The 19,587-nt window shown below is 53.4% G+C and carries 15 protein-coding genes; all 15 read left to right on the forward strand.

Annotation, left to right across the window (positions count from 1 at the left end; translation table 11 throughout):
* Positions 1–2: 2 nt before the first annotated feature.
* The 15 genes from ftsI to secA all read left to right on the forward strand — a co-directional run bounded on the left by ftsI (position 3) and on the right by secA (position 19,575).
* Positions 3–1,769, forward strand: a complete 1,767-nt coding sequence (gene ftsI, locus FEM44_RS14905; RefSeq protein ID WP_000642222.1) for a peptidoglycan glycosyltransferase FtsI — start codon at positions 3–5, stop codon at positions 1,767–1,769.
* Positions 1,756–3,243 carry a UDP-N-acetylmuramoyl-L-alanyl-D-glutamate--2,6-diaminopimelate ligase gene (murE, locus tag FEM44_RS14910; RefSeq protein WP_135523776.1) on the forward strand — a complete coding sequence of 496 codons (1,488 nt, stop codon included), beginning with the start codon at positions 1,756–1,758 and terminating at the stop codon, positions 3,241–3,243. Before ftsI ends, murE begins: the two co-directional genes overlap by 14 nt.
* Positions 3,240–4,598 carry a UDP-N-acetylmuramoyl-tripeptide--D-alanyl-D-alanine ligase gene (gene murF, locus FEM44_RS14915; RefSeq protein ID WP_135523777.1) on the forward strand — a complete coding sequence of 453 codons (1,359 nt, stop codon included), beginning with the start codon at positions 3,240–3,242 and terminating at the stop codon, positions 4,596–4,598. Before murE ends, murF begins: the two co-directional genes overlap by 4 nt.
* Positions 4,592–5,674, forward strand: a complete 1,083-nt coding sequence (mraY, locus tag FEM44_RS14920; RefSeq protein WP_000964122.1) for a phospho-N-acetylmuramoyl-pentapeptide-transferase — start codon at positions 4,592–4,594, stop codon at positions 5,672–5,674. Before murF ends, mraY begins: the two co-directional genes overlap by 7 nt.
* Positions 5,675–5,676: 2 nt before the next feature.
* A complete protein-coding gene (murD, locus tag FEM44_RS14925) occupies positions 5,677–6,993 on the forward strand; it encodes a UDP-N-acetylmuramoyl-L-alanine--D-glutamate ligase (RefSeq protein ID WP_135523778.1) in 1,317 nt (438 codons plus the stop codon).
* Positions 6,993–8,237, forward strand: a complete 1,245-nt coding sequence (gene ftsW / locus FEM44_RS14930; protein WP_130204918.1) for a cell division protein FtsW — start codon at positions 6,993–6,995, stop codon at positions 8,235–8,237. The genes murD and ftsW overlap by 1 nt, the downstream gene beginning before the upstream one ends.
* Positions 8,234–9,301 carry an undecaprenyldiphospho-muramoylpentapeptide beta-N-acetylglucosaminyltransferase gene (gene murG / locus FEM44_RS14935; protein ID WP_135523779.1) on the forward strand — a complete coding sequence of 356 codons (1,068 nt, stop codon included), beginning with the start codon at positions 8,234–8,236 and terminating at the stop codon, positions 9,299–9,301. Before ftsW ends, murG begins: the two co-directional genes overlap by 4 nt.
* A gap of 53 nt (positions 9,302–9,354) precedes the next feature.
* Positions 9,355–10,830, forward strand: coding sequence for a UDP-N-acetylmuramate--L-alanine ligase (gene murC / locus FEM44_RS14940; protein WP_130235920.1), 1,476 nt, complete (start codon positions 9,355–9,357; stop codon positions 10,828–10,830).
* Positions 10,823–11,743: a D-alanine--D-alanine ligase gene (gene ddlB, locus FEM44_RS14945; protein WP_130204924.1), complete on the forward strand. Its 921-nt coding sequence runs from the start codon at positions 10,823–10,825 to the stop codon at positions 11,741–11,743. The genes murC and ddlB overlap by 8 nt, the downstream gene beginning before the upstream one ends.
* A gap of 1 nt (position 11,744) precedes the next feature.
* Complete coding sequence (gene ftsQ, locus FEM44_RS14950; protein WP_000075731.1) at positions 11,745–12,575, forward strand: cell division protein FtsQ; 831 nt, start codon at positions 11,745–11,747, stop codon at positions 12,573–12,575.
* Positions 12,572–13,834 carry a cell division protein FtsA gene (gene ftsA / locus FEM44_RS14955; protein WP_000588474.1) on the forward strand — a complete coding sequence of 421 codons (1,263 nt, stop codon included), beginning with the start codon at positions 12,572–12,574 and terminating at the stop codon, positions 13,832–13,834. The genes ftsQ and ftsA overlap by 4 nt, the downstream gene beginning before the upstream one ends.
* Positions 13,835–13,894: 60 nt before the next feature.
* On the forward strand, positions 13,895–15,046 hold the full coding sequence (gene ftsZ, locus FEM44_RS14960) for a cell division protein FtsZ (protein WP_064525175.1): 1,152 nt from the start codon (positions 13,895–13,897) through the stop codon (positions 15,044–15,046).
* A gap of 100 nt (positions 15,047–15,146) precedes the next feature.
* Positions 15,147–16,064: a UDP-3-O-acyl-N-acetylglucosamine deacetylase gene (gene lpxC / locus FEM44_RS14965; RefSeq protein ID WP_000595482.1), complete on the forward strand. Its 918-nt coding sequence runs from the start codon at positions 15,147–15,149 to the stop codon at positions 16,062–16,064.
* 231 nt (positions 16,065–16,295) lie between these two features.
* Positions 16,296–16,808, forward strand: a complete 513-nt coding sequence (gene secM / locus FEM44_RS14970) for a secA translation cis-regulator SecM (RefSeq protein ID WP_135523780.1) — start codon at positions 16,296–16,298, stop codon at positions 16,806–16,808.
* A gap of 61 nt (positions 16,809–16,869) precedes the next feature.
* Complete coding sequence (gene secA / locus FEM44_RS14975) at positions 16,870–19,575, forward strand: preprotein translocase subunit SecA (RefSeq protein WP_135523781.1); 2,706 nt, start codon at positions 16,870–16,872, stop codon at positions 19,573–19,575.
* Positions 19,576–19,587: the final 12 nt, after the last annotated feature.

The following is a 19,587-nucleotide window of genomic DNA, read 5'->3' on the forward strand; positions in this document are numbered from 1 at the left end:
GCATGAAAGCAGCGGCGAAAACGCAGAAACCAAAACGTCAGGAAGAACATGCCAACTTTATCAGTTGGCGTTTTGCGTTGTTATGCGGCTGTATTTTATTGGCACTGGCTTTCCTGCTGGGGCGCGTTGCCTGGTTGCAGGTAATCTCCCCGGATATGCTGGTGAAAGAGGGCGACATGCGCTCTCTTCGCGTTCAGCAAGTCTCCACCTCCCGCGGCATGATTACCGACCGTTCTGGTCGCCCGTTAGCAGTGAGTGTGCCAGTAAAAGCAATCTGGGCCGACCCGAAAGAAGTGCATGAAGCCGGTGGCATCAGCGTCGGCGACCGCTGGAAGGCGCTGGCTAACGCGCTCAATATTCCGCTGGATCAACTTTCTGCCCGCATTAATGCCAACCCGAAAGGGCGCTTTATCTATCTGGCGCGTCAGGTTAACCCTGACATGGCTGAATACATCAAAAAACTGAAGCTGCCGGGGATTCATCTGCGCGAAGAATCTCGCCGTTACTACCCGTCTGGCGAAGTGACCGCTCACCTCATTGGCTTTACCAACGTCGATAGCCAGGGGATTGAGGGCGTCGAGAAAAGTTTTGATAAATGGCTTACCGGGCAACCGGGCGAACGTATTGTGCGTAAAGACCGCTATGGCCGTGTAATCGAAGATATTTCTTCTACCGACAGCCAGGCGGCGCACAACCTGGCGTTGAGTATTGATGAACGCCTGCAGGCGCTGGTTTATCGCGAACTGAACAACGCCGTGGCCTTTAACAAGGCGGAATCCGGTAGTGCCGTGCTGGTGGATGTCAACACTGGCGAAGTGCTGGCGATGGCTAACAGCCCGTCTTATAACCCAAACAATCTGAGTGGCACGCCGAAAGAGGCGATGCGTAACCGTACTATCACCGACGTCTTTGAACCGGGTTCAACCGTCAAGCCGATGGTGGTGATGACTGCGTTGCAGCGCGGCGTGGTGCGGGAAAACTCGGTACTGAATACCGTTCCTTATCGAATTAACGGCCACGAAATTAAAGACGTGGCGCGCTACAGCGAATTAACCCTGACCGGGGTATTACAGAAGTCGAGTAACGTCGGTGTTTCCAAGCTGGCGTTAGCGATGCCGTCCTCAGCGTTAGTAGATACTTACTCACGTTTTGGGTTGGGAAAAGCGACCAATTTGGGGTTGGTCGGAGAACGCAGTGGCTTATATCCTCAAAAACAACGGTGGTCTGACATAGAGAGGGCCACCTTCTCTTTCGGCTACGGGCTAATGGTAACACCGTTACAGTTAGCGCGAGTCTACGCAACCATCGGCAGCTATGGTATCTATCGCCCGCTGTCGATTACCAAGGTTGACCCCCCGGTTCCTGGTGAACGTGTCTTCCCGGAATCCATTGTCCGCACTGTGGTGCATATGATGGAAAGCGTGGCACTACCGGGCGGCGGTGGCGTGAAGGCGGCGATTAAAGGCTATCGTATCGCCATTAAAACCGGTACTGCGAAAAAGGTCGGGCCGGATGGTCGCTACATCAATAAATATATTGCTTATACCGCAGGCGTTGCGCCTGCGAGTCAGCCGCGCTTCGCGCTGGTTGTTGTTATCAACGATCCGCAGGCGGGTAAATACTACGGCGGCGCCGTTTCCGCGCCGGTCTTTGGTGCCATCATGGGCGGCGTATTGCGCACCATGAACATCGAACCGGATGCGCTGACAACGGGTGATAAAAACGAATTTGTGATTAATCAAGGCGAGGGGACAGGTGGCAGATCGTAATTTGCGCGACCTTCTTGCTCCGTGGGTGCCAAACGCACCTTCGCGAGCACTGCGAGAGATGACACTCGACAGCCGTGTGGCTGCGTCGGGCGATCTTTTTGTAGCTGTAGTAGGTCATCAGGCGGACGGGCGTCGATATATCCCGCAGGCGATAGCGCAAGGTGTGGCTGCCATTATTGCTGAGGCAAAAGATGAGGCGACCGATGGTGAAATCCGTGAAATGCACGGCGTACCGGTCATCTATCTCAGCCAGCTCAATGAGCGTTTATCTGCGCTGGCGGGCCGCTTTTACCATGAACCCTCTGACAATTTACGTCTCGTGGGCGTTACGGGCACTAACGGCAAAACCACGACTACCCAGCTTCTGGCGCAGTGGAGCCAACTGCTTGGCGAAACCAGCGCGATAATGGGCACTGTTGGTAACGGCCTGCTGGGTAAAGTTATTCCGACGGAAAACACGACCGGTTCGGCAGTCGACGTTCAGCATGAGCTTGCGGGGCTGGTGGATCAGGGCGCGACTTTTTGCGCAATGGAAGTTTCCTCCCATGGGCTGGTACAACACCGTGTGGCAGCATTGAAATTTGCGGCGTCGGTTTTTACCAACTTAAGCCGCGATCACCTTGATTATCACGGTGATATGGAACATTACGAAGCCGCAAAATGGCTGCTTTATTCTGAACATCATTGCGGTCAGGCGATAGTCAACGCCGATGACGAAGTAGGCCGTCGCTGGCTGGCAAAACTACCAGACGCGGTTGCGGTGTCGATGGAAGACCATATCAATCTGAACTGTCATGGCCGCTGGCTGAAAGTGACCGATGTGAACTATCACGACAGCGGCGCAACCATTCGCTTTAGCTCAAGCTGGGGCGATGGGGAAATTGAAAGTCGCCTGATGGGGGCATTCAACGTCAGTAATTTACTGTTGGCGCTGGCGACGCTGCTGGCGCTGGGTTATCCGCTGGCGGATCTGCTAAAAACCGCCGCACGTCTGCAACCGGTTTGCGGACGTATGGAAGTGTTCACTGCGCCAGGCAAACCGACGGTGGTTGTGGATTACGCTCACACCCCGGATGCACTGGAAAAAGCCTTGCAGGCTGCACGTCTTCATTGTGCAGGCAAGCTGTGGTGCGTCTTCGGCTGTGGCGGCGATCGTGATAAAGGCAAGCGTCCACTGATGGGGGCGATTGCTGAAGAGTTTGCCGACGTGGCGGTGGTGACGGACGATAACCCGCGTACCGAAGAACCGCGCGCCATCATCAACGATATTCTGGCGGGAATGTTAGATGCCGGACGTGCCAAAGTGATGGAAGGCCGTGCCGAAGCGGTGACTTGCGCCGTTATGCAGGCTAAAGAGAATGATGTGGTGCTGGTCGCTGGCAAAGGCCATGAAGATTACCAGATTGTTGGCAATCAGCGCCTGGACTACTCCGATCGCGTCACGGTAGCGCGTCTGCTGGGGGTGATCGCATGATTAGCGTAACTCTTAGCCAACTTACCGATATTCTCAACGGTGAACTAAAAGGGGAAGATGTCACCCTGGATGCCGTAACGACTGACACTCGGAAACTGACGCCAGGCTGTCTGTTTGTCGCCCTGAAAGGCGAACGTTTCGATGCCCACGATTTTGCCGACCAGGCGAAAGCTGGCGGCGCAGGTGCATTACTGGTCAGCCGTCCGCTGGATATCGACCTGCCGCAGTTAATCGTTAAAGACACGCGTCTGGCATTCGGTGAACTGGCTGCATGGGTACGCCAGCAAGTTCCGGCGCGTGTGGTTGCTCTGACCGGTTCCTCCGGTAAAACCTCCGTTAAAGAGATGACTGCGGCGATTTTAAGCCAGTGCGGTAATACGCTTTATACCGCGGGCAATCTCAACAACGACATCGGCGTGCCAATGACGCTGCTGCGCTTAACGCCGGAATACGATTACGCAGTTATCGAACTTGGCGCGAACCATCAGGGCGAAATTGCCTGGACTGTGAGTCTGACTCGCCCGGAAGCGGCGCTGGTCAACAACCTGGCGGCGGCGCATCTGGAAGGTTTCGGTTCTTTGGCTGGCGTGGCAAAAGCGAAAGGCGAAATCTTTACCGGCTTGCCGGAAAACGGTATCGCCATTATGAACGCCGACAACAACGACTGGCTGAACTGGCAGAGCGTAATTGGCTCACGCAAAGTGTGGCGTTTCTCAGCCAATGCTGCCAACAGCGATTTCACCGCCACCAATATCCATGTGACTTCGCACGGTACGGAATTTACGCTACAAACCCCAACAGGTAGTGTCGATGTTCTGCTACCGTTGCCCGGGCGTCACAATATTGCGAATGCGCTGGCAGCCGCCGCGCTCTCCATGTCCGTGGGCGCAACGCTTGATGCTATCAAAGCGGGGCTGGCAAATCTGAAAGCCGTTCCCGGGCGTCTGTTCCCCATTCAACTGGCGGAAAACCAGTTGTTGCTCGACGACTCCTACAACGCCAATGTCGGTTCAATGACCGCAGCAGTCCAGGTACTGGCTGAAATGCCTGGCTACCGCGTGCTGGTGGTGGGCGATATGGCGGAACTGGGCGCTGAAAGCGAAGCCTGCCATGTACAGGTGGGCGAAGCGGCGAAGGCAGCTGGTATTGACCGCGTGTTAAGCGTGGGTAAACAAAGCCATGCTATCAGCACCGCCAGCGGCGTTGGCGAACATTTTGCTGATAAATCCGCATTAATTGCGCGTCTTAAATCACTGATTGCAGAGCAACAGGTGATTACGATTTTAGTTAAGGGTTCACGTAGTGCCGCCATGGAAGAGGTGGTACGCGCTTTACAGGAGAATGGGACATGCTAGTTTGGCTGGCCGAACATTTGGTCAAATATTATTCCGGCTTTAACGTCTTTTCCTATCTGACGTTTCGCGCCATCGTCAGCCTGCTGACCGCGCTGTTCATCTCATTGTGGATGGGCCCGCGTATGATTGCCCATTTGCAAAAACTCTCCTTTGGTCAGGTCGTTCGTAACGATGGCCCGGAATCGCACTTTAGTAAGCGCGGTACGCCGACCATGGGCGGGATAATGATCCTGACGGCGATAGTGATCTCCGTACTGCTGTGGGCTTACCCCTCCAACCCGTACGTCTGGTGCGTACTTGTGGTGCTGGTGGGTTACGGCATCATTGGTTTTGTCGACGACTATCGCAAAGTGGTGCGTAAAGACACCAAGGGCCTGATTGCGCGCTGGAAGTATTTCTGGATGTCGGTGATCGCGCTGGGCGTCGCCTTTGCGCTGTATCTTGCCGGGAAAGACACGCCAGCAACGCAGCTGGTGGTGCCGTTCTTTAAAGATGTGATGCCGCAGCTGGGGCTGTTCTACATTCTGCTGGCTTACTTCGTCATTGTTGGTACCGGTAACGCGGTAAACCTGACCGATGGCCTCGACGGGCTGGCGATTATGCCGACCGTATTTGTCGCCGGTGGTTTTGCGCTGGTGGCGTGGGCAACCGGCAACATGAACTTTGCCAGCTACTTGCATATACCGTATCTGCGGCACGCCGGGGAACTGGTTATTGTCTGCACCGCGATAGTCGGGGCAGGGCTGGGCTTTCTGTGGTTTAACACCTATCCGGCACAGGTATTTATGGGTGATGTCGGTTCGCTGGCGTTAGGCGGCGCGCTGGGCATTATCGCCGTACTGCTGCGTCAGGAATTCCTGCTGGTGATTATGGGCGGTGTGTTTGTGGTTGAAACCCTGTCGGTTATTTTGCAGGTCGGCTCCTTTAAACTGCGCGGGCAACGTATTTTCCGCATGGCGCCGATTCATCACCACTATGAACTGAAAGGCTGGCCGGAACCGCGCGTCATTGTGCGCTTCTGGATTATTTCGCTGATGCTGGTCCTGATTGGTCTGGCAACGCTGAAGGTACGTTAATCATGGCTGATTACCAGGGTAAAAATGTCGTTATTATCGGCCTGGGCCTCACCGGGCTTTCCTGCGTGGACTTTTTCCTTGCTCGCGGCGTGACGCCGCGCGTTATGGATACACGTATGACACCGCCTGGCCTGGATAAATTACCCGAAACGGTGGAACGTCACACTGGCGGTCTTAATGACGAGTGGCTGATGGCAGCCGATCTGATCGTCGCCAGCCCCGGCATTGCGCTGGCGCATCCGTCCCTAAGCGCCGCTGCCGATGCCGGAATTGAAATTGTTGGCGATATCGAACTGTTCTGCCGCGAAGCGCAGGCACCGATTGTGGCGATCACCGGTTCTAACGGCAAAAGCACTGTCACCACCTTAGTGGGCGAAATGGCGAAAGCAGCAGGTGTTAACGTCGGCGTGGGTGGCAACATTGGCCTGCCTGCGTTGATGTTGCTGGATGCCGAGTGCGAACTGTACGTGCTGGAACTATCGAGCTTCCAGCTGGAAACCACCTCCAGCTTACAGGCGGTGGCGGCGACCATTCTGAACGTGACTGAAGATCATATGGATCGCTATCCGTTTGGATTGCAGCAATATCGTGCGGCAAAACTGCGCATTTACGAAAATGCGAAAGTGTGTGTCGTCAATGCCGATGATGCCTTAACGATGCCGATTCGCGGTGCGGATGAACGTTGCGTCAGCTTTGGCGTCAACATGGGTGACTATCACCTGAATCATCAGCAGGGCGAAACCTGGCTGCGAGTGAAAGGCGAGAAAGTGTTGAACGTGAAAGAGATGAAACTTTCCGGACAACACAACTATACCAATGCGCTGGCAGCGCTGGCGCTGGCTGATGCCGCAGGGTTACCGCGCGCCAGCAGCCTGAAAGCGTTAACCACGTTCACTGGTCTGCCGCATCGTTTTGAAGTGGTGCTGGAGCATAACGGCGTGCGCTGGATTAACGATTCGAAAGCCACCAACGTCGGGAGTACAGAGGCGGCGCTGAACGGCTTGCAGGTAGACGGTACGCTGCATTTATTGCTGGGCGGTGATGGTAAATCGGCGGATTTCAGTCCACTGGCGCGCTATCTGAATGGCGACAACGTGCGTTTGTACTGTTTTGGTCGTGATGGCGCCCAGTTAGCGGCACTGCGACCGGAAGTGGCAGAGCAAACCGAAACCATGGAGCAGGCGATGCTCTTGCTGGCGCCACGCGTGCAGCCAGGGGATATGGTGCTGTTGTCACCAGCCTGTGCCAGCCTCGATCAGTTCAAGAACTTTGAACAACGGGGCAATGAGTTCGCCCGTCTGGCGAAGGAGTTAGGTTGATGCGTTTATCTCTCCCTCGCCTGAAAATGCCGCGCCTGCCAGGACTCAGTATCCTGGTCTGGATCTCCACGGCGCTTAAAGGCTGGGTGATGGGCTCGCGGGAAAAAGATACCGACAGCCTGATCATGTACGATCGCACCTTGCTGTGGCTGACCTTCGGCCTCGCGGCGATCGGCTTTATCATGGTGACTTCGGCGTCAATGCCCATTGGGCAGCGCTTAACCAACGATCCGTTTTTCTTCGCGAAGCGTGATGGCGTTTATCTGATCCTGGCGTTCATTCTGGCGATCATTACGCTGCGTCTGCCGATGGAGTTCTGGCAACGTTACAGCGCCACGATGCTGCTTGGATCAATCATCCTGCTGATGATCGTGCTGGTGGTAGGTAGCTCAGTTAAAGGGGCATCACGTTGGATCGATCTCGGCCTGCTGCGTATTCAGCCTGCGGAGCTGACCAAGCTGTCGCTGTTTTGTTACATCGCCAACTATCTGGTGCGCAAAGGCGACGAAGTACGTAATAACCTGCGCGGCTTCCTGAAACCGATGGGCGTGATTCTGGTGCTGGCAGTGTTGCTGCTGGCGCAGCCTGACCTTGGTACGGTAGTGGTGTTGTTTGTGACTACTCTGGCGATGCTGTTCCTGGCAGGGGCAAAATTGTGGCAGTTCATCGCCATTATTGGCATGGGGATTTCAGCGGTTGTGCTGCTGATCCTCGCCGAGCCGTACCGTATTCGTCGTGTTACTGCGTTCTGGAACCCGTGGGAAGATCCCTTCGGTAGCGGCTATCAGTTAACGCAATCCCTGATGGCGTTTGGTCGTGGCGAACTGTGGGGGCAAGGTTTAGGCAATTCGGTACAAAAACTGGAGTATCTGCCAGAAGCGCACACTGACTTCATTTTCGCCATTATCGGCGAAGAACTGGGGTATATCGGTGTGGTGCTGGCGCTTTTAATGGTATTCTTCGTCGCTTTTCGTGCGATGTCGATTGGCCGTAAAGCGTTAGAAATTGACCACCGTTTTTCCGGTTTTCTCGCCTGTTCAATTGGTATCTGGTTTAGCTTCCAGGCGCTGGTTAACGTAGGCGCGGCAGCGGGGATGTTGCCAACTAAAGGTCTGACATTACCGCTGATCAGTTACGGGGGTTCAAGCTTACTGATTATGTCGACAGCCATCATGATGCTGTTACGTATTGATTATGAAACACGTCTGGAGAAAGCGCAGGCGTTTGTACGAGGTTCTCGATGAGTGGTAAAGGGAAGCGATTAATGGTGATGGCAGGCGGTACTGGCGGGCATGTGTTCCCGGGACTGGCTGTTGCACACCATTTAATGGCCCAGGGGTGGCAAGTTCGCTGGCTGGGTACTGCCGATCGTATGGAAGCGGACTTAGTGCCGAAGCACGGTATCGAGATCGACTTTATTCGTATTTCTGGTCTGCGCGGCAAGGGTATTAAAGCGTTGCTCGCGGCTCCGCTGCGGATCTTTAACGCCTGGCGTCAGGCGCGGGCGATTATGAAAGCTTACAAGCCCGATGTGGTGCTCGGTATGGGCGGCTATGTTTCCGGGCCTGGTGGTCTGGCAGCATGGTCGTTAGGCATTCCGGTCGTACTTCACGAACAAAACGGCATTGCTGGCTTGACCAATAAATGGCTGGCGAAAATTGCTACCAAAGTGATGCAGGCGTTTCCGGGGGCTTTCCCTGATGCCGAAGTTGTTGGTAACCCAGTGCGTACTGATGTGCTGGCGCTGCCGTTGCCACAGCAGCGTATGGCTGACCGTGAAGGTCCGGTTCGTGTTCTGGTGGTGGGTGGTTCCCAGGGAGCGCGCATCCTTAACCAGACAATGCCGCAGGTTGCAGCAAAGCTGGGTGATTCAGTCACTATCTGGCATCAGAGCGGCAAAGGTTCGCAACAAACCGTTGAACAGGCTTATGCCGAAGCGGGGCAACCGCAGCATAAAGTGACGGAATTTATTGATGATATGGCGGCGGCCTATGCGTGGGCGGATGTCGTCGTTTGCCGCTCTGGCGCGTTGACGGTGAGTGAAATCGCTGCGGCAGGGCTACCGGCGTTGTTTGTGCCGTTTCAACATAAAGACCGCCAACAGTACTGGAATGCGCTGCCGCTGGAAAAAGCGGGCGCGGCCAAAATTATCGAGCAGCCGCAGCTTACTGTGGATGCCGTCGCCAACACCCTGGCCGGGTGGTCGCGAGAAACCTTATTAACCATGGCAGAACGCGCCCGAGCTGCATCCATTCCGGATGCCACCGAGCGAGTGGCAAATGAAGTGAGCCGGGCTGCCCGGGCGTAATTGTAGCGATGCCTTTTGCATCGTATGAATTTGAGAAGTTAATGGCGTAAAGAATGAATACACAACAATTGGCAAAACTGCGTTCCATCGTGCCTGAAATGCGTCGCGTTCGGCACATACACTTTGTCGGCATCGGTGGTGCCGGTATGGGCGGTATTGCCGAAGTTCTGGCCAATGAAGGGTATCAGATCAGTGGTTCCGATTTAGCGCCAAACCCAGTCACGCAACAGTTAACGAATCTGGGAGCGACGATTTACTTCAACCATCGCCCGGAAAACGTGCGTGATGCCAGTGTGGTCGTAGTTTCCAGCGCGATTTCTGCCGATAACCCGGAAATTGTTGCCGCTCATGAGGCACGTATTCCGGTTATTCGCCGTGCTGAAATGTTGGCAGAGTTAATGCGTTTTCGTCATGGCATCGCTATTGCCGGGACGCATGGTAAAACCACGACCACCGCGATGGTTTCCAGCATCTACGCAGAAGCGGGCCTCGACCCGACCTTCGTGAACGGTGGGCTGGTAAAAGCGGCGGGTGTTCATGCACGTTTAGGCCACGGTCGTTACCTGATTGCTGAAGCGGATGAGAGCGATGCATCGTTCCTGCATCTGCAACCGATGGTAGCGATTGTCACTAATATCGAAGCCGACCATATGGATACCTACCAGGGCGACTTTGAGAATTTAAAACAGACCTTTATTAATTTTCTGCACAACCTGCCGTTTTACGGTCGTGCGGTGATGTGTGTTGACGATCCGGTAATTCGCGAATTGTTACCGCGTGTAGGCCGTCAAACCACCACTTATGGCTTCAGCGAAGATGCTGACGTGCGTGTGGAAGATTATCAGCAGATTGGCCCGCAGGGACACTTTACGCTGCTGCGTCAGGACAAAGAGCCAATGCGCGTTACACTGAATGCGCCAGGTCGTCACAATGCCCTGAATGCTGCCGCTGCCGTTGCGGTCGCCACGGAAGAGGGGATTGAAGATGAGGCTATTTTGCGTGCGCTGGAGAGTTTCCAGGGGACCGGACGCCGCTTTGATTTCCTTGGTGAATTTCCATTGGAACCTGTGAATGGTAAAAGCGGTACGGCAATGCTGGTTGATGACTATGGTCACCACCCGACCGAAGTTGACGCGACTATTAAAGCGGCGCGTGCAGGTTGGCCGGATAAAAACCTGGTGATGCTGTTTCAGCCGCACCGTTTCACCCGTACGCGCGACCTGTATGACGATTTTGCCAATGTGCTGACTCAGGTGGATACCCTGCTGATGCTGGAAGTGTATCCGGCAGGGGAAGCGCCTATTCCGGGAGCGGACAGTCGTTCGTTGTGTCGTACAATCCGTGGCCGTGGGAAAATTGATCCGATTCTGGTGCCGGACCCAGCGCAGGTGGCCGAGATGTTAGCACCAGTATTAACTGGTAACGACCTGATCCTCGTTCAGGGGGCAGGAAATATCGGAAAAATTGCCCGATCTTTAGCTGAAATCAAACTGAAGCCGCAAACTACGGAGGAAGAGCAACATGACTGATAAAATCGCGGTCCTGTTGGGCGGGACCTCCGCAGAGCGGGAAGTTTCTCTGAATTCTGGCGCGGCAGTGTTAGCTGGGCTGCGTGAAGGCGGTATTGACGCGTATCCTGTCGACCCGAAAGAAATCGACGTAACGCAACTGAAGTCGATGGGCTTTCAGAAAGTGTTTATCGCTCTGCACGGTCGCGGTGGTGAAGATGGCACGCTGCAGGGTATGCTCGAGCTGATGGGCTTGCCTTATACCGGCAGTGGAGTGATGGCATCTGCGCTTTCAATGGATAAACTACGCAGCAAACTGCTTTGGCAGGGCGCTGGTTTACCGGTAGCGCCGTGGGTAGCATTAACCCGCGCAGAGTTTGAAAAAGGCATTAGTGATAAGCAGTTAGCAGAAATTTCTGCCTTAGGTTTGCCGCTTATCGTCAAGCCGAGCCGCGAAGGTTCCAGTGTGGGAATGTCAAAAGTAGTAGCAGAAAATGCTCTGCAAGATGCATTAAGATTGGCATTTCAGCACGATGAAGAAGTATTGATTGAAAAATGGCTAAGTGGGCCGGAGTTTACGGTTGCGATACTCGGTGAAGAAATTTTACCGTCAATACGTATTCAACCCGCTGGAACCTTCTATGATTATGAGGCGAAGTATCTCTCTGATGAGACACAGTATTTCTGCCCAGCAGGTTTAGAAGTGGCTCAAGAGGCAAATTTGCAGGCATTAGTGCTGAAAGCATGGACGACTTTAGGATGCAAAGGATGGGGGCGTATAGACGTCATGCTGGACAGCGATGGACAGTTTTATCTGCTGGAAGCTAATACCTCACCGGGTATGACCAGTCACAGTCTGGTGCCGATGGCGGCACGTCAGGCGGGTATGAGCTTCTCGCAGTTGGTAGTACGAATTCTGGAACTGGCGGACTAATATGTCGCAGGCTGCTCTGAACACGCGAAACAGTGAAGAAGAGATTTCTTCTCACCGCAATAATGGAACGCGTCTGGCGGGGATCCTTTTCCTGCTGACCGTTTTAACGACAGTGTTGGTGAGCGGCTGGGTCGTGTTGGGCTGGATGGAAGATGCGCAACGCCTGCCGCTCTCAAAGCTGGTGTTGACCGGTGAACGCCATTACACGCGTAATGACGATATCCGGCAGTCGATCCTGGCATTGGGTGAGCCAGGTACCTTTATGACCCAGGATGTAAACATCATCCAGACGCAAATTGAACAACGCCTGCCGTGGATTAAGCAGGTGAGCGTCAGAAAGCAGTGGCCTGATGAATTGAAGATTCATCTGGTTGAATATGTGCCGATTGCGCGTTGGAATGATCAGCATATGGTTGACGCCGAAGGAAACACCTTCAGCGTTCCGCCAGATCGCACCAGCAAGCAGGTGCTCCCAATGTTGTATGGTCCGGAAGGCAGCGCAAATGAAGTGTTGCAGGGTTATCGCGAAATGGGGCAGATGCTGGCAAAGGACAGATTTACTCTGAAGGAAGCGGCGATGACCGCGCGGCGTTCCTGGCAGTTGACGCTGAATAACGATATTAAGCTCAATCTTGGCCGGGGCGATACGATGAAACGTTTGGCTCGCTTTGTAGAACTTTATCCGGTTTTACAGCAGCAGGCGCAAACCGATGGCAAACGGATTAGCTACGTTGATTTGCGTTATGACTCTGGTGCGGCAGTCGGCTGGGCGCCCTTGCCGCCAGAGGAATCTACTCAGCAACAAAATCAGGCACAGGCAGAACAACAATGATCAAGGCGACGGACAGAAAACTGGTAGTAGGACTGGAGATTGGTACCGCGAAGGTTGCCGCTTTAGTAGGGGAAGTTCTGCCCGACGGTATGGTCAATATCATTGGTGTGGGCAGCTGCCCGTCACGTGGTATGGATAAAGGCGGGGTGAACGACCTCGAATCCGTGGTCAAGTGCGTACAGCGCGCCATTGACCAGGCAGAATTGATGGCAGATTGTCAGATCTCTTCGGTATATCTGGCGCTTTCTGGTAAGCACATCAGCTGCCAGAATGAAATTGGTATGGTGCCTATTTCTGAAGAAGAAGTGACACAAGAAGATGTAGAAAATGTCGTCCATACCGCGAAATCGGTGCGTGTGCGTGATGAACATCGTGTGCTGCATGTGATCCCGCAAGAGTATGCGATTGACTATCAGGAAGGGATCAAAAATCCGGTAGGACTTTCTGGCGTGCGTATGCAGGCAAAAGTGCACCTGATCACATGTCACAACGATATGGCAAAAAACATTGTGAAAGCCGTTGAACGTTGTGGCCTGAAAGTTGACCAACTGATATTTGCCGGACTGGCATCAAGTTATTCGGTATTGACGGAAGACGAACGTGAACTGGGCGTCTGCGTCGTCGATATCGGTGGTGGTACAATGGATATCGCCGTTTATACTGGCGGGGCATTGCGTCACACCAAGGTAATTCCTTATGCTGGCAATGTCGTGACCAGTGATATCGCTTATGCCTTTGGGACACCGCCAAGCGACGCCGAAGCGATTAAAGTTCGTCATGGCTGCGCGCTGGGTTCCATCGTCGGTAAAGACGAGAGCGTGGAAGTGCCGAGTGTAGGTGGTCGTCCGCCGCGTAGTCTGCAACGTCAGACTCTGGCGGAGGTGATTGAGCCGCGCTATACCGAGCTGCTCAACCTGGTCAACGAAGAGATATTGCAGCTGCAGGAAAAGCTTCGCCAACAAGGCGTAAAGCATCACCTGGCTGCGGGTATTGTATTAACCGGTGGCGCGGCGCAGATCGAAGGTCTTGCCGCCTGCGCTCAACGCGTGTTTCATACGCAGGTGCGTATCGGCGCGCCGCTGAATATCACCGGTTTAACGGATTACGCTCAGGAGCCGTATTATTCAACGGCAGTGGGATTGCTTCATTACGGGAAAGAGTCACATCTTAACGGTGAAGCGGAAGTTGAAAAACGTGTTACAGCATCTGTTGGCTCGTGGATCAAGCGACTCAATAGTTGGCTGCGAAAAGAATTTTAATTTTTATGAGGCCGGCGGTGATTACGGCCTCAGGCGACAGGCACATATCGGAGAGAAACTATGTTTGAACCAATGGAACTTACCAACGACGCGGTGATTAAAGTCATCGGCGTCGGCGGCGGCGGCGGTAATGCTGTTGAACACATGGTGCGTGAGCGCATTGAAGGTGTTGAATTTTTCGCGGTAAATACCGATGCACAGGCGCTGCGTAAAACAGCGGTTGGGCAGACGATTCAGATCGGTAGTGGTATCACCAAAGGACTGGGAGCTGGCGCTAATCCAGAAGTTGGCCGTAATGCGGCTGATGAGGATCGTGATGCACTGCGTGCGGCGCTGGAAGGTGCAGACATGGTCTTTATTGCAGCGGGCATGGGCGGTGGTACCGGTACAGGTGCGGCGCCGGTTGTTGCTGAAGTGGCTAAAGATTTAGGTATTCTGACCGTTGCTGTTGTGACCAAGCCTTTCAACTTTGAAGGCAAGAAGCGTATGGCATTTGCGGAGCAGGGGATCACTGAATTATCCAAACATGTGGACTCACTGATCACAATCCCGAACGACAAACTGCTGAAAGTTCTGGGCCGCGGTATCTCCCTGCTGGACGCGTTTGGCGCAGCTAACGATGTGCTGAAAGGCGCTGTTCAGGGTATCGCCGAACTGATTACTCGTCCTGGTCTGATGAACGTGGACTTTGCAGACGTACGTACCGTGATGTCTGAAATGGGCTACGCAATGATGGGTTCTGGCGTGGCGAGCGGTGAAGACCGTGCGGAAGAAGCGGCCGAAATGGCAATTTCTTCTCCGCTGCTGGAAGATATCGACCTGTCTGGCGCTCGCGGCGTGCTGGTTAACATCACTGCGGGCTTCGACCTGCGTCTGGATGAGTTCGAAACCGTAGGTAACACCATCCGTGCATTTGCTTCGGACAACGCGACCGTGGTTATCGGTACTTCTCTTGACCCGGATATGAACGATGAACTGCGTGTAACCGTGGTTGCTACAGGTATTGGTATGGACAAACGTCCTGAAATCACTCTCGTGACCAATAAGCAAGTTCAACAGCCAGTGATGGATCGCTACCAGCAGCATGGTATGGCGCCGCTGACGCAAGAGCAGAAGCCCGTGGCCAAAGTGGTGAACGACAATACGCCACAAACCGTGAAAGAGCCGGATTATCTGGATATCCCGGCATTCCTGCGTAAGCAAGCTGACTAAGAATTAGCTGGAATTTGGGTTGCGAGGCTCTTTGTGCTAAACTGGCCTGCCGAATGTATAGTACACTTCGGTTGGATAGATAATTTGGCGAGATAATACGATGATCAAACAAAGGACACTTAAACGTATCGTTCAGGCGACGGGTGTCGGTTTACATACCGGCAAGAAAGTCACCCTGACCTTACGCCCTGCGCCGGCCAACACCGGGGTCATCTATCGTCGCACCGACTTGAATCCACCGGTAGACTTCCCGGCCGATGCCAAATCTGTGCGTGATACCATGCTCTGTACGTGTCTGGTCAACGAGCATGATGTACGGATTTCAACCGTTGAGCACCTGAACGCAGCGCTCGCGGGCTTAGGCATCGATAACATTGTTATCGAAGTTAACGCGCCGGAAATCCCAATCATGGACGGCAGTGCCGCTCCGTTTGTTTACCTGCTGCTTGATGCTGGTATCGACGAGCTGAACTGCGCCAAGAAATTTGTTCGCATCAAAGAGACTGTTCGCGTCGAAGATGGCGATAAGTGGGCTGAATTTAAGCCGTACAATGGTTTTTCGCTGGACTTCACCATCGATTTCAACCATCCGGCAATCGATTCCAGCAATCAACGCTATGCGATGAACTTCTCTGCTGATGCGTTTATGCGCCAGATCAGCCGTGCGCGTACGTTTGGTTTCATGCGTGATATCGAATATCTGCAGTCCCGTGGCCTGTGCCTGGGCGGCAGCTTCGATTGTGCCATCGTTGTTGACGATTATCGCGTACTGAACGAAGACGGCCTGCGTTTTGAAGACGAGTTTGTGCGTCACAAAATGCTCGACGCGATCGGTGATTTGTTCATGTGTGGTCACAACATTATCGGCGCATTTACCGCTTATAAATCCGGTCATGCACTGAATAACAAACTGTTGCAGGCTGTCCTGGCGAAACAGGAAGCCTGGGAATATGTGACCTTCCAGGACGACGCAGAACTGCCGTTGGCCTTCAAAGCGCCTTCAGCCGTACTGGCATAACGACATCTATACTGTCGTATAAAATTCGACTGGCAAATCTGGCACTCTCTCCGGCCAGGTGACCCAGTCGTTTTTTTTTTGAGTTTTTACAGCGTCGTAAGAAATCGGTGCGAACGCTGTTTTCTTAAGCACTTTTACGTGTTACTTATCTTGAATACTGCTGTGGACTTCTGGCTTTAATGATAAGATTTGTGCGCTAAAAACGTTGAATACGATCGGGATGGCAATAACGTGAGTGGAATACTGACGCGCTGGCGACAGTTAGGTAGACGCTACTTCTGGCCGCATCTCTTATTAGGGATGGTCGCGGCGAGTTTAGGCTTGCCTGCGCTCAGCAACGCCGCCGAGCCAAACGCGCCCGCAAAAGCGACAACGCGCAATCACGAGCCTTCCGCCAAAGTTAACTTTAGTCAGTTGGCCTTGCTGGAAGCAAACACGCGCCGCCCGAACTCGAACTATTCCGTTGATTACTGGCATCAACATGCTATTCGCACGGTAATCCGCCATCTCTCCTTTGCAATGGCGCCGCAAACGCTGCCCGTTGCCGAGGAATCTTTACCGCTTCAGGCGCAACATCTTGCTTTACTGGATACGCTCAGTGCGCTGCTGACTCAGGAAGGCACGCCGTCTGAAAATGAGTATCGCATTGATTATGCGCATTTTACCCCGCAAGCAACATTCAGCATGCCCGTCTGGATAAGCCTGGCGCAAGGCATCCGTGCTGGCCCTCAACGCCTCAGCTAACAACAATAAACCTTTACTTCATTTTATTAACTCCGCAACGCGGGGCGTTTGAGATTTTATTATGCTAATCAAATTATTAACTAAAGTTTTCGGTAGTCGTAACGATCGTACCCTGCGCCGGATGCGCAAAGTCGTCAACCTCATCAATGCCATGGAACCGGAGATGGAAAAACTCTCCGACGAAGAACTGAAGGGAAAAACTGCAGAGTTTCGTGCGCGTCTGGAAAAAGGCGAAGTGCTGGAAAATCTGATCCCGGAAGCCTTCGCAGTCGTGCGTGAAGCAAGTAAGCGCGTCTTTGGTATGCGTCACTTCGATGTACAGTTGCTCGGCGGTATGGTTCTTAATGAACGTTGCATCGCGGAAATGCGTACTGGTGAAGGTAAAACCCTGACCGCAACGCTGCCTGCTTACCTGAATGCATTAACCGGTAAAGGTGTGCACGTTGTTACCGTCAACGACTACCTGGCGCAACGTGACGCCGAAAACAACCGTCCGCTGTTTGAATTCCTCGGCTTGACCGTCGGCATCAACCTGCCGGGCATGCCTGCACCGGCAAAGCGTGAAGCTTACGCGGCTGACATTACTTACGGTACTAACAACGAATACGGCTTTGACTACCTGCGCGACAACATGGCGTTCAGCCCTGAAGAACGTGTACAGCGTAAACTGCACTATGCGCTGGTGGACGAAGTGGACTCCATCCTGATCGATGAAGCGCGTACACCGCTGATCATTTCCGGCCCGGCGGAAGACAGTTCGGAAATGTATAAGCGCGTAAACAAAATCATTCCGTACCTGATCCGTCAGGAAAAAGAAGACTCCGAAACCTTCCAGGGCGAAGGCCACTTCTCAGTGGATGAAAAATCTCGCCAGGTGAACCTGACCGAACGTGGTCTGGTGCTTATTGAAGAGCTGCTGGTGAAAGAAGGCATTATGGATGAAGGTGAGTCGCTGTACTCTCCGGCCAATATTATGCTGATGCACCATGTAACGGCGGCGCTGCGTGCTCACGCGCTGTTTACTCGCGATGTCGATTACATCGTTAAAGATGGTGAAGTTATCATCGTTGACGAACATACCGGTCGTACCATGCAGGGCCGTCGCTGGTCTGATGGTCTGCACCAGGCTGTGGAAGCGAAAGAAGGTGTACAGATCCAGAACGAAAACCAGACGCTGGCTTCGATCACCTTCCAGAACTACTTCCGTCTGTATGAAAAACTGGCGGGGATGACCGGTACGGCTGATACCGAAGCCTTCGAATTCAGTTCCATCTACAAGCTGGATACTGTAGTCGTTCCGACCAACCGACCGATGATTCGTAAAGATCTGCCGGATCTGGTCTACATGACCGAAGCGGAAAAAATTCAGGCGATCATTGAAGATATCAAAGAACGTACTGCGAAAGGCCAGCCAGTGCTGGTGGGTACTATTTCAATCGAGAAATCGGAACTGGTATCAAACGAACTGACTAAAGCTGGTATCAAACACAACGTTCTGAACGCTAAATTCCACGCCAACGAAGCGGCAATCGTTGCTCAGGCGGGCTATCCGGCTGCGGTGACCATCGCGACCAACATGGCGGGTCGTGGTACTGACATCGTGCTTGGTGGTAGCTGGCAGGCAGAAGTTGCCGCGCTGGAAAACCCGACCGCAGAGCAAATTGAAAAAATTAAAGCCGACTGGCAGGTGCGTCACGACGCGGTACTGGAAGCAGGTGGCCTGCATATCATCGGCACTGAGCGTCACGAATCTCGTCGTATCGATAACCAGCTGCGTGGCCGTTCTGGTCGTCAGGGTGATGCCGGTTCTTCCCGTTTCTACCTGTCGATGGAAGATGCGCTGATGCGTATTTTTGCCTCTGACCGCGTATCAGGCATGATGCGTAAACTGGGTATGAAACCCGGCGAAGCCATTGAGCATCCGTGGGTAACTAAAGCAATTGCCAATGCTCAGCGTAAAGTTGAAAGCCGTAACTTCGACATTCGTAAACAGCTGCTGGAATACGATGACGTAGCTAACGATCAGCGTCGTGCCATTTACTCCCAGCGTAACGAACTGCTGGATGTCAGCGATGTGAGCGAAACCATCAACAGCATTCGTGAAGATGTGTTCAAAGCGACCATCGATGCCTACATTCCGCCACAGTCACTGGAAGAAATGTGGGATATTCCGGGTCTGCAAGAACGTCTGAAAAACGATTTCGACCTCGATTTGCCGATTGCCGAGTGGCTGGACAAAGAGCCAGAACTACATGAAGAGACGCTGCGTGAGCGTATCCTGGAGCAGTCCATCGAAGTGTATCACCGTAAAGAAGAAGTGGTTGGCGCTGAGATGATGCGTCACTTCGAGAAAGGGGTGATGCTGCAAACGCTTGACTCCCTGTGGAAAGAGCACCTGGCGGCGATGGACTATCTGCGTCAGGGTATCCACCTGCGTGGCTATGCACAGAAAGATCCGAAGCAAGAATACAAACGTGAATCGTTCTCCATGTTTGCGGCGATGCTGGAATCGTTGAAATATGAAGTCATCAGCACGTTGAGCAAAGTACAAGTACGCATGCCGGAAGAAGTTGAAGAGCTGGAGCAGCAGCGTCGTATGGAAGCCGAGCGTTTAGCGCAAATGCAGCAGCTTAGCCATCAGGATGACGACTCTGCAGCCGCAGCGGCGCTGGCGGCGCAAACCGGTGAGCGCAAAGTAGGACGTAACGATCCTTGCCCATGCGGTTCTGGTAAAAAATACAAGCAGTGCCATGGCCGCCTGCAATAAAAGCTAACTGTT

The sequence above is a fragment of the Escherichia sp. E4742 genome, from assembly GCF_005843885.1.
In the GTDB taxonomy this organism is placed as follows: Bacteria; Pseudomonadota; Gammaproteobacteria; order Enterobacterales; family Enterobacteriaceae; genus Escherichia.

Coding starts and splice junctions, on each gene's coding strand:
- ftsQ (WP_000075731.1), top strand. CDS start 11,745: ATGTCGCAGGCTGCTCTGAACACGCGAAACAGTGAAGAAGAGATTTCT.
- murG (WP_135523779.1), top strand. CDS start 8,234: ATGAGTGGTAAAGGGAAGCGATTAATGGTGATGGCAGGCGGTACTGGC.
- murC (WP_130235920.1), top strand. CDS start 9,355: ATGAATACACAACAATTGGCAAAACTGCGTTCCATCGTGCCTGAAATG.
- ftsZ (WP_064525175.1), top strand. CDS start 13,895: ATGTTTGAACCAATGGAACTTACCAACGACGCGGTGATTAAAGTCATC.
- lpxC (WP_000595482.1), top strand. CDS start 15,147: ATGATCAAACAAAGGACACTTAAACGTATCGTTCAGGCGACGGGTGTC.
- ftsA (WP_000588474.1), top strand. CDS start 12,572: ATGATCAAGGCGACGGACAGAAAACTGGTAGTAGGACTGGAGATTGGT.
- secA (WP_135523781.1), top strand. CDS start 16,870: ATGCTAATCAAATTATTAACTAAAGTTTTCGGTAGTCGTAACGATCGT.
- ftsW (WP_130204918.1), top strand. CDS start 6,993: ATGCGTTTATCTCTCCCTCGCCTGAAAATGCCGCGCCTGCCAGGACTC.
- murD (WP_135523778.1), top strand. CDS start 5,677: ATGGCTGATTACCAGGGTAAAAATGTCGTTATTATCGGCCTGGGCCTC.
- mraY (WP_000964122.1), top strand. CDS start 4,592: ATGCTAGTTTGGCTGGCCGAACATTTGGTCAAATATTATTCCGGCTTT.
- ddlB (WP_130204924.1), top strand. CDS start 10,823: ATGACTGATAAAATCGCGGTCCTGTTGGGCGGGACCTCCGCAGAGCGG.
- murF (WP_135523777.1), top strand. CDS start 3,240: ATGATTAGCGTAACTCTTAGCCAACTTACCGATATTCTCAACGGTGAA.
- ftsI (WP_000642222.1), top strand. CDS start 3: ATGAAAGCAGCGGCGAAAACGCAGAAACCAAAACGTCAGGAAGAACAT.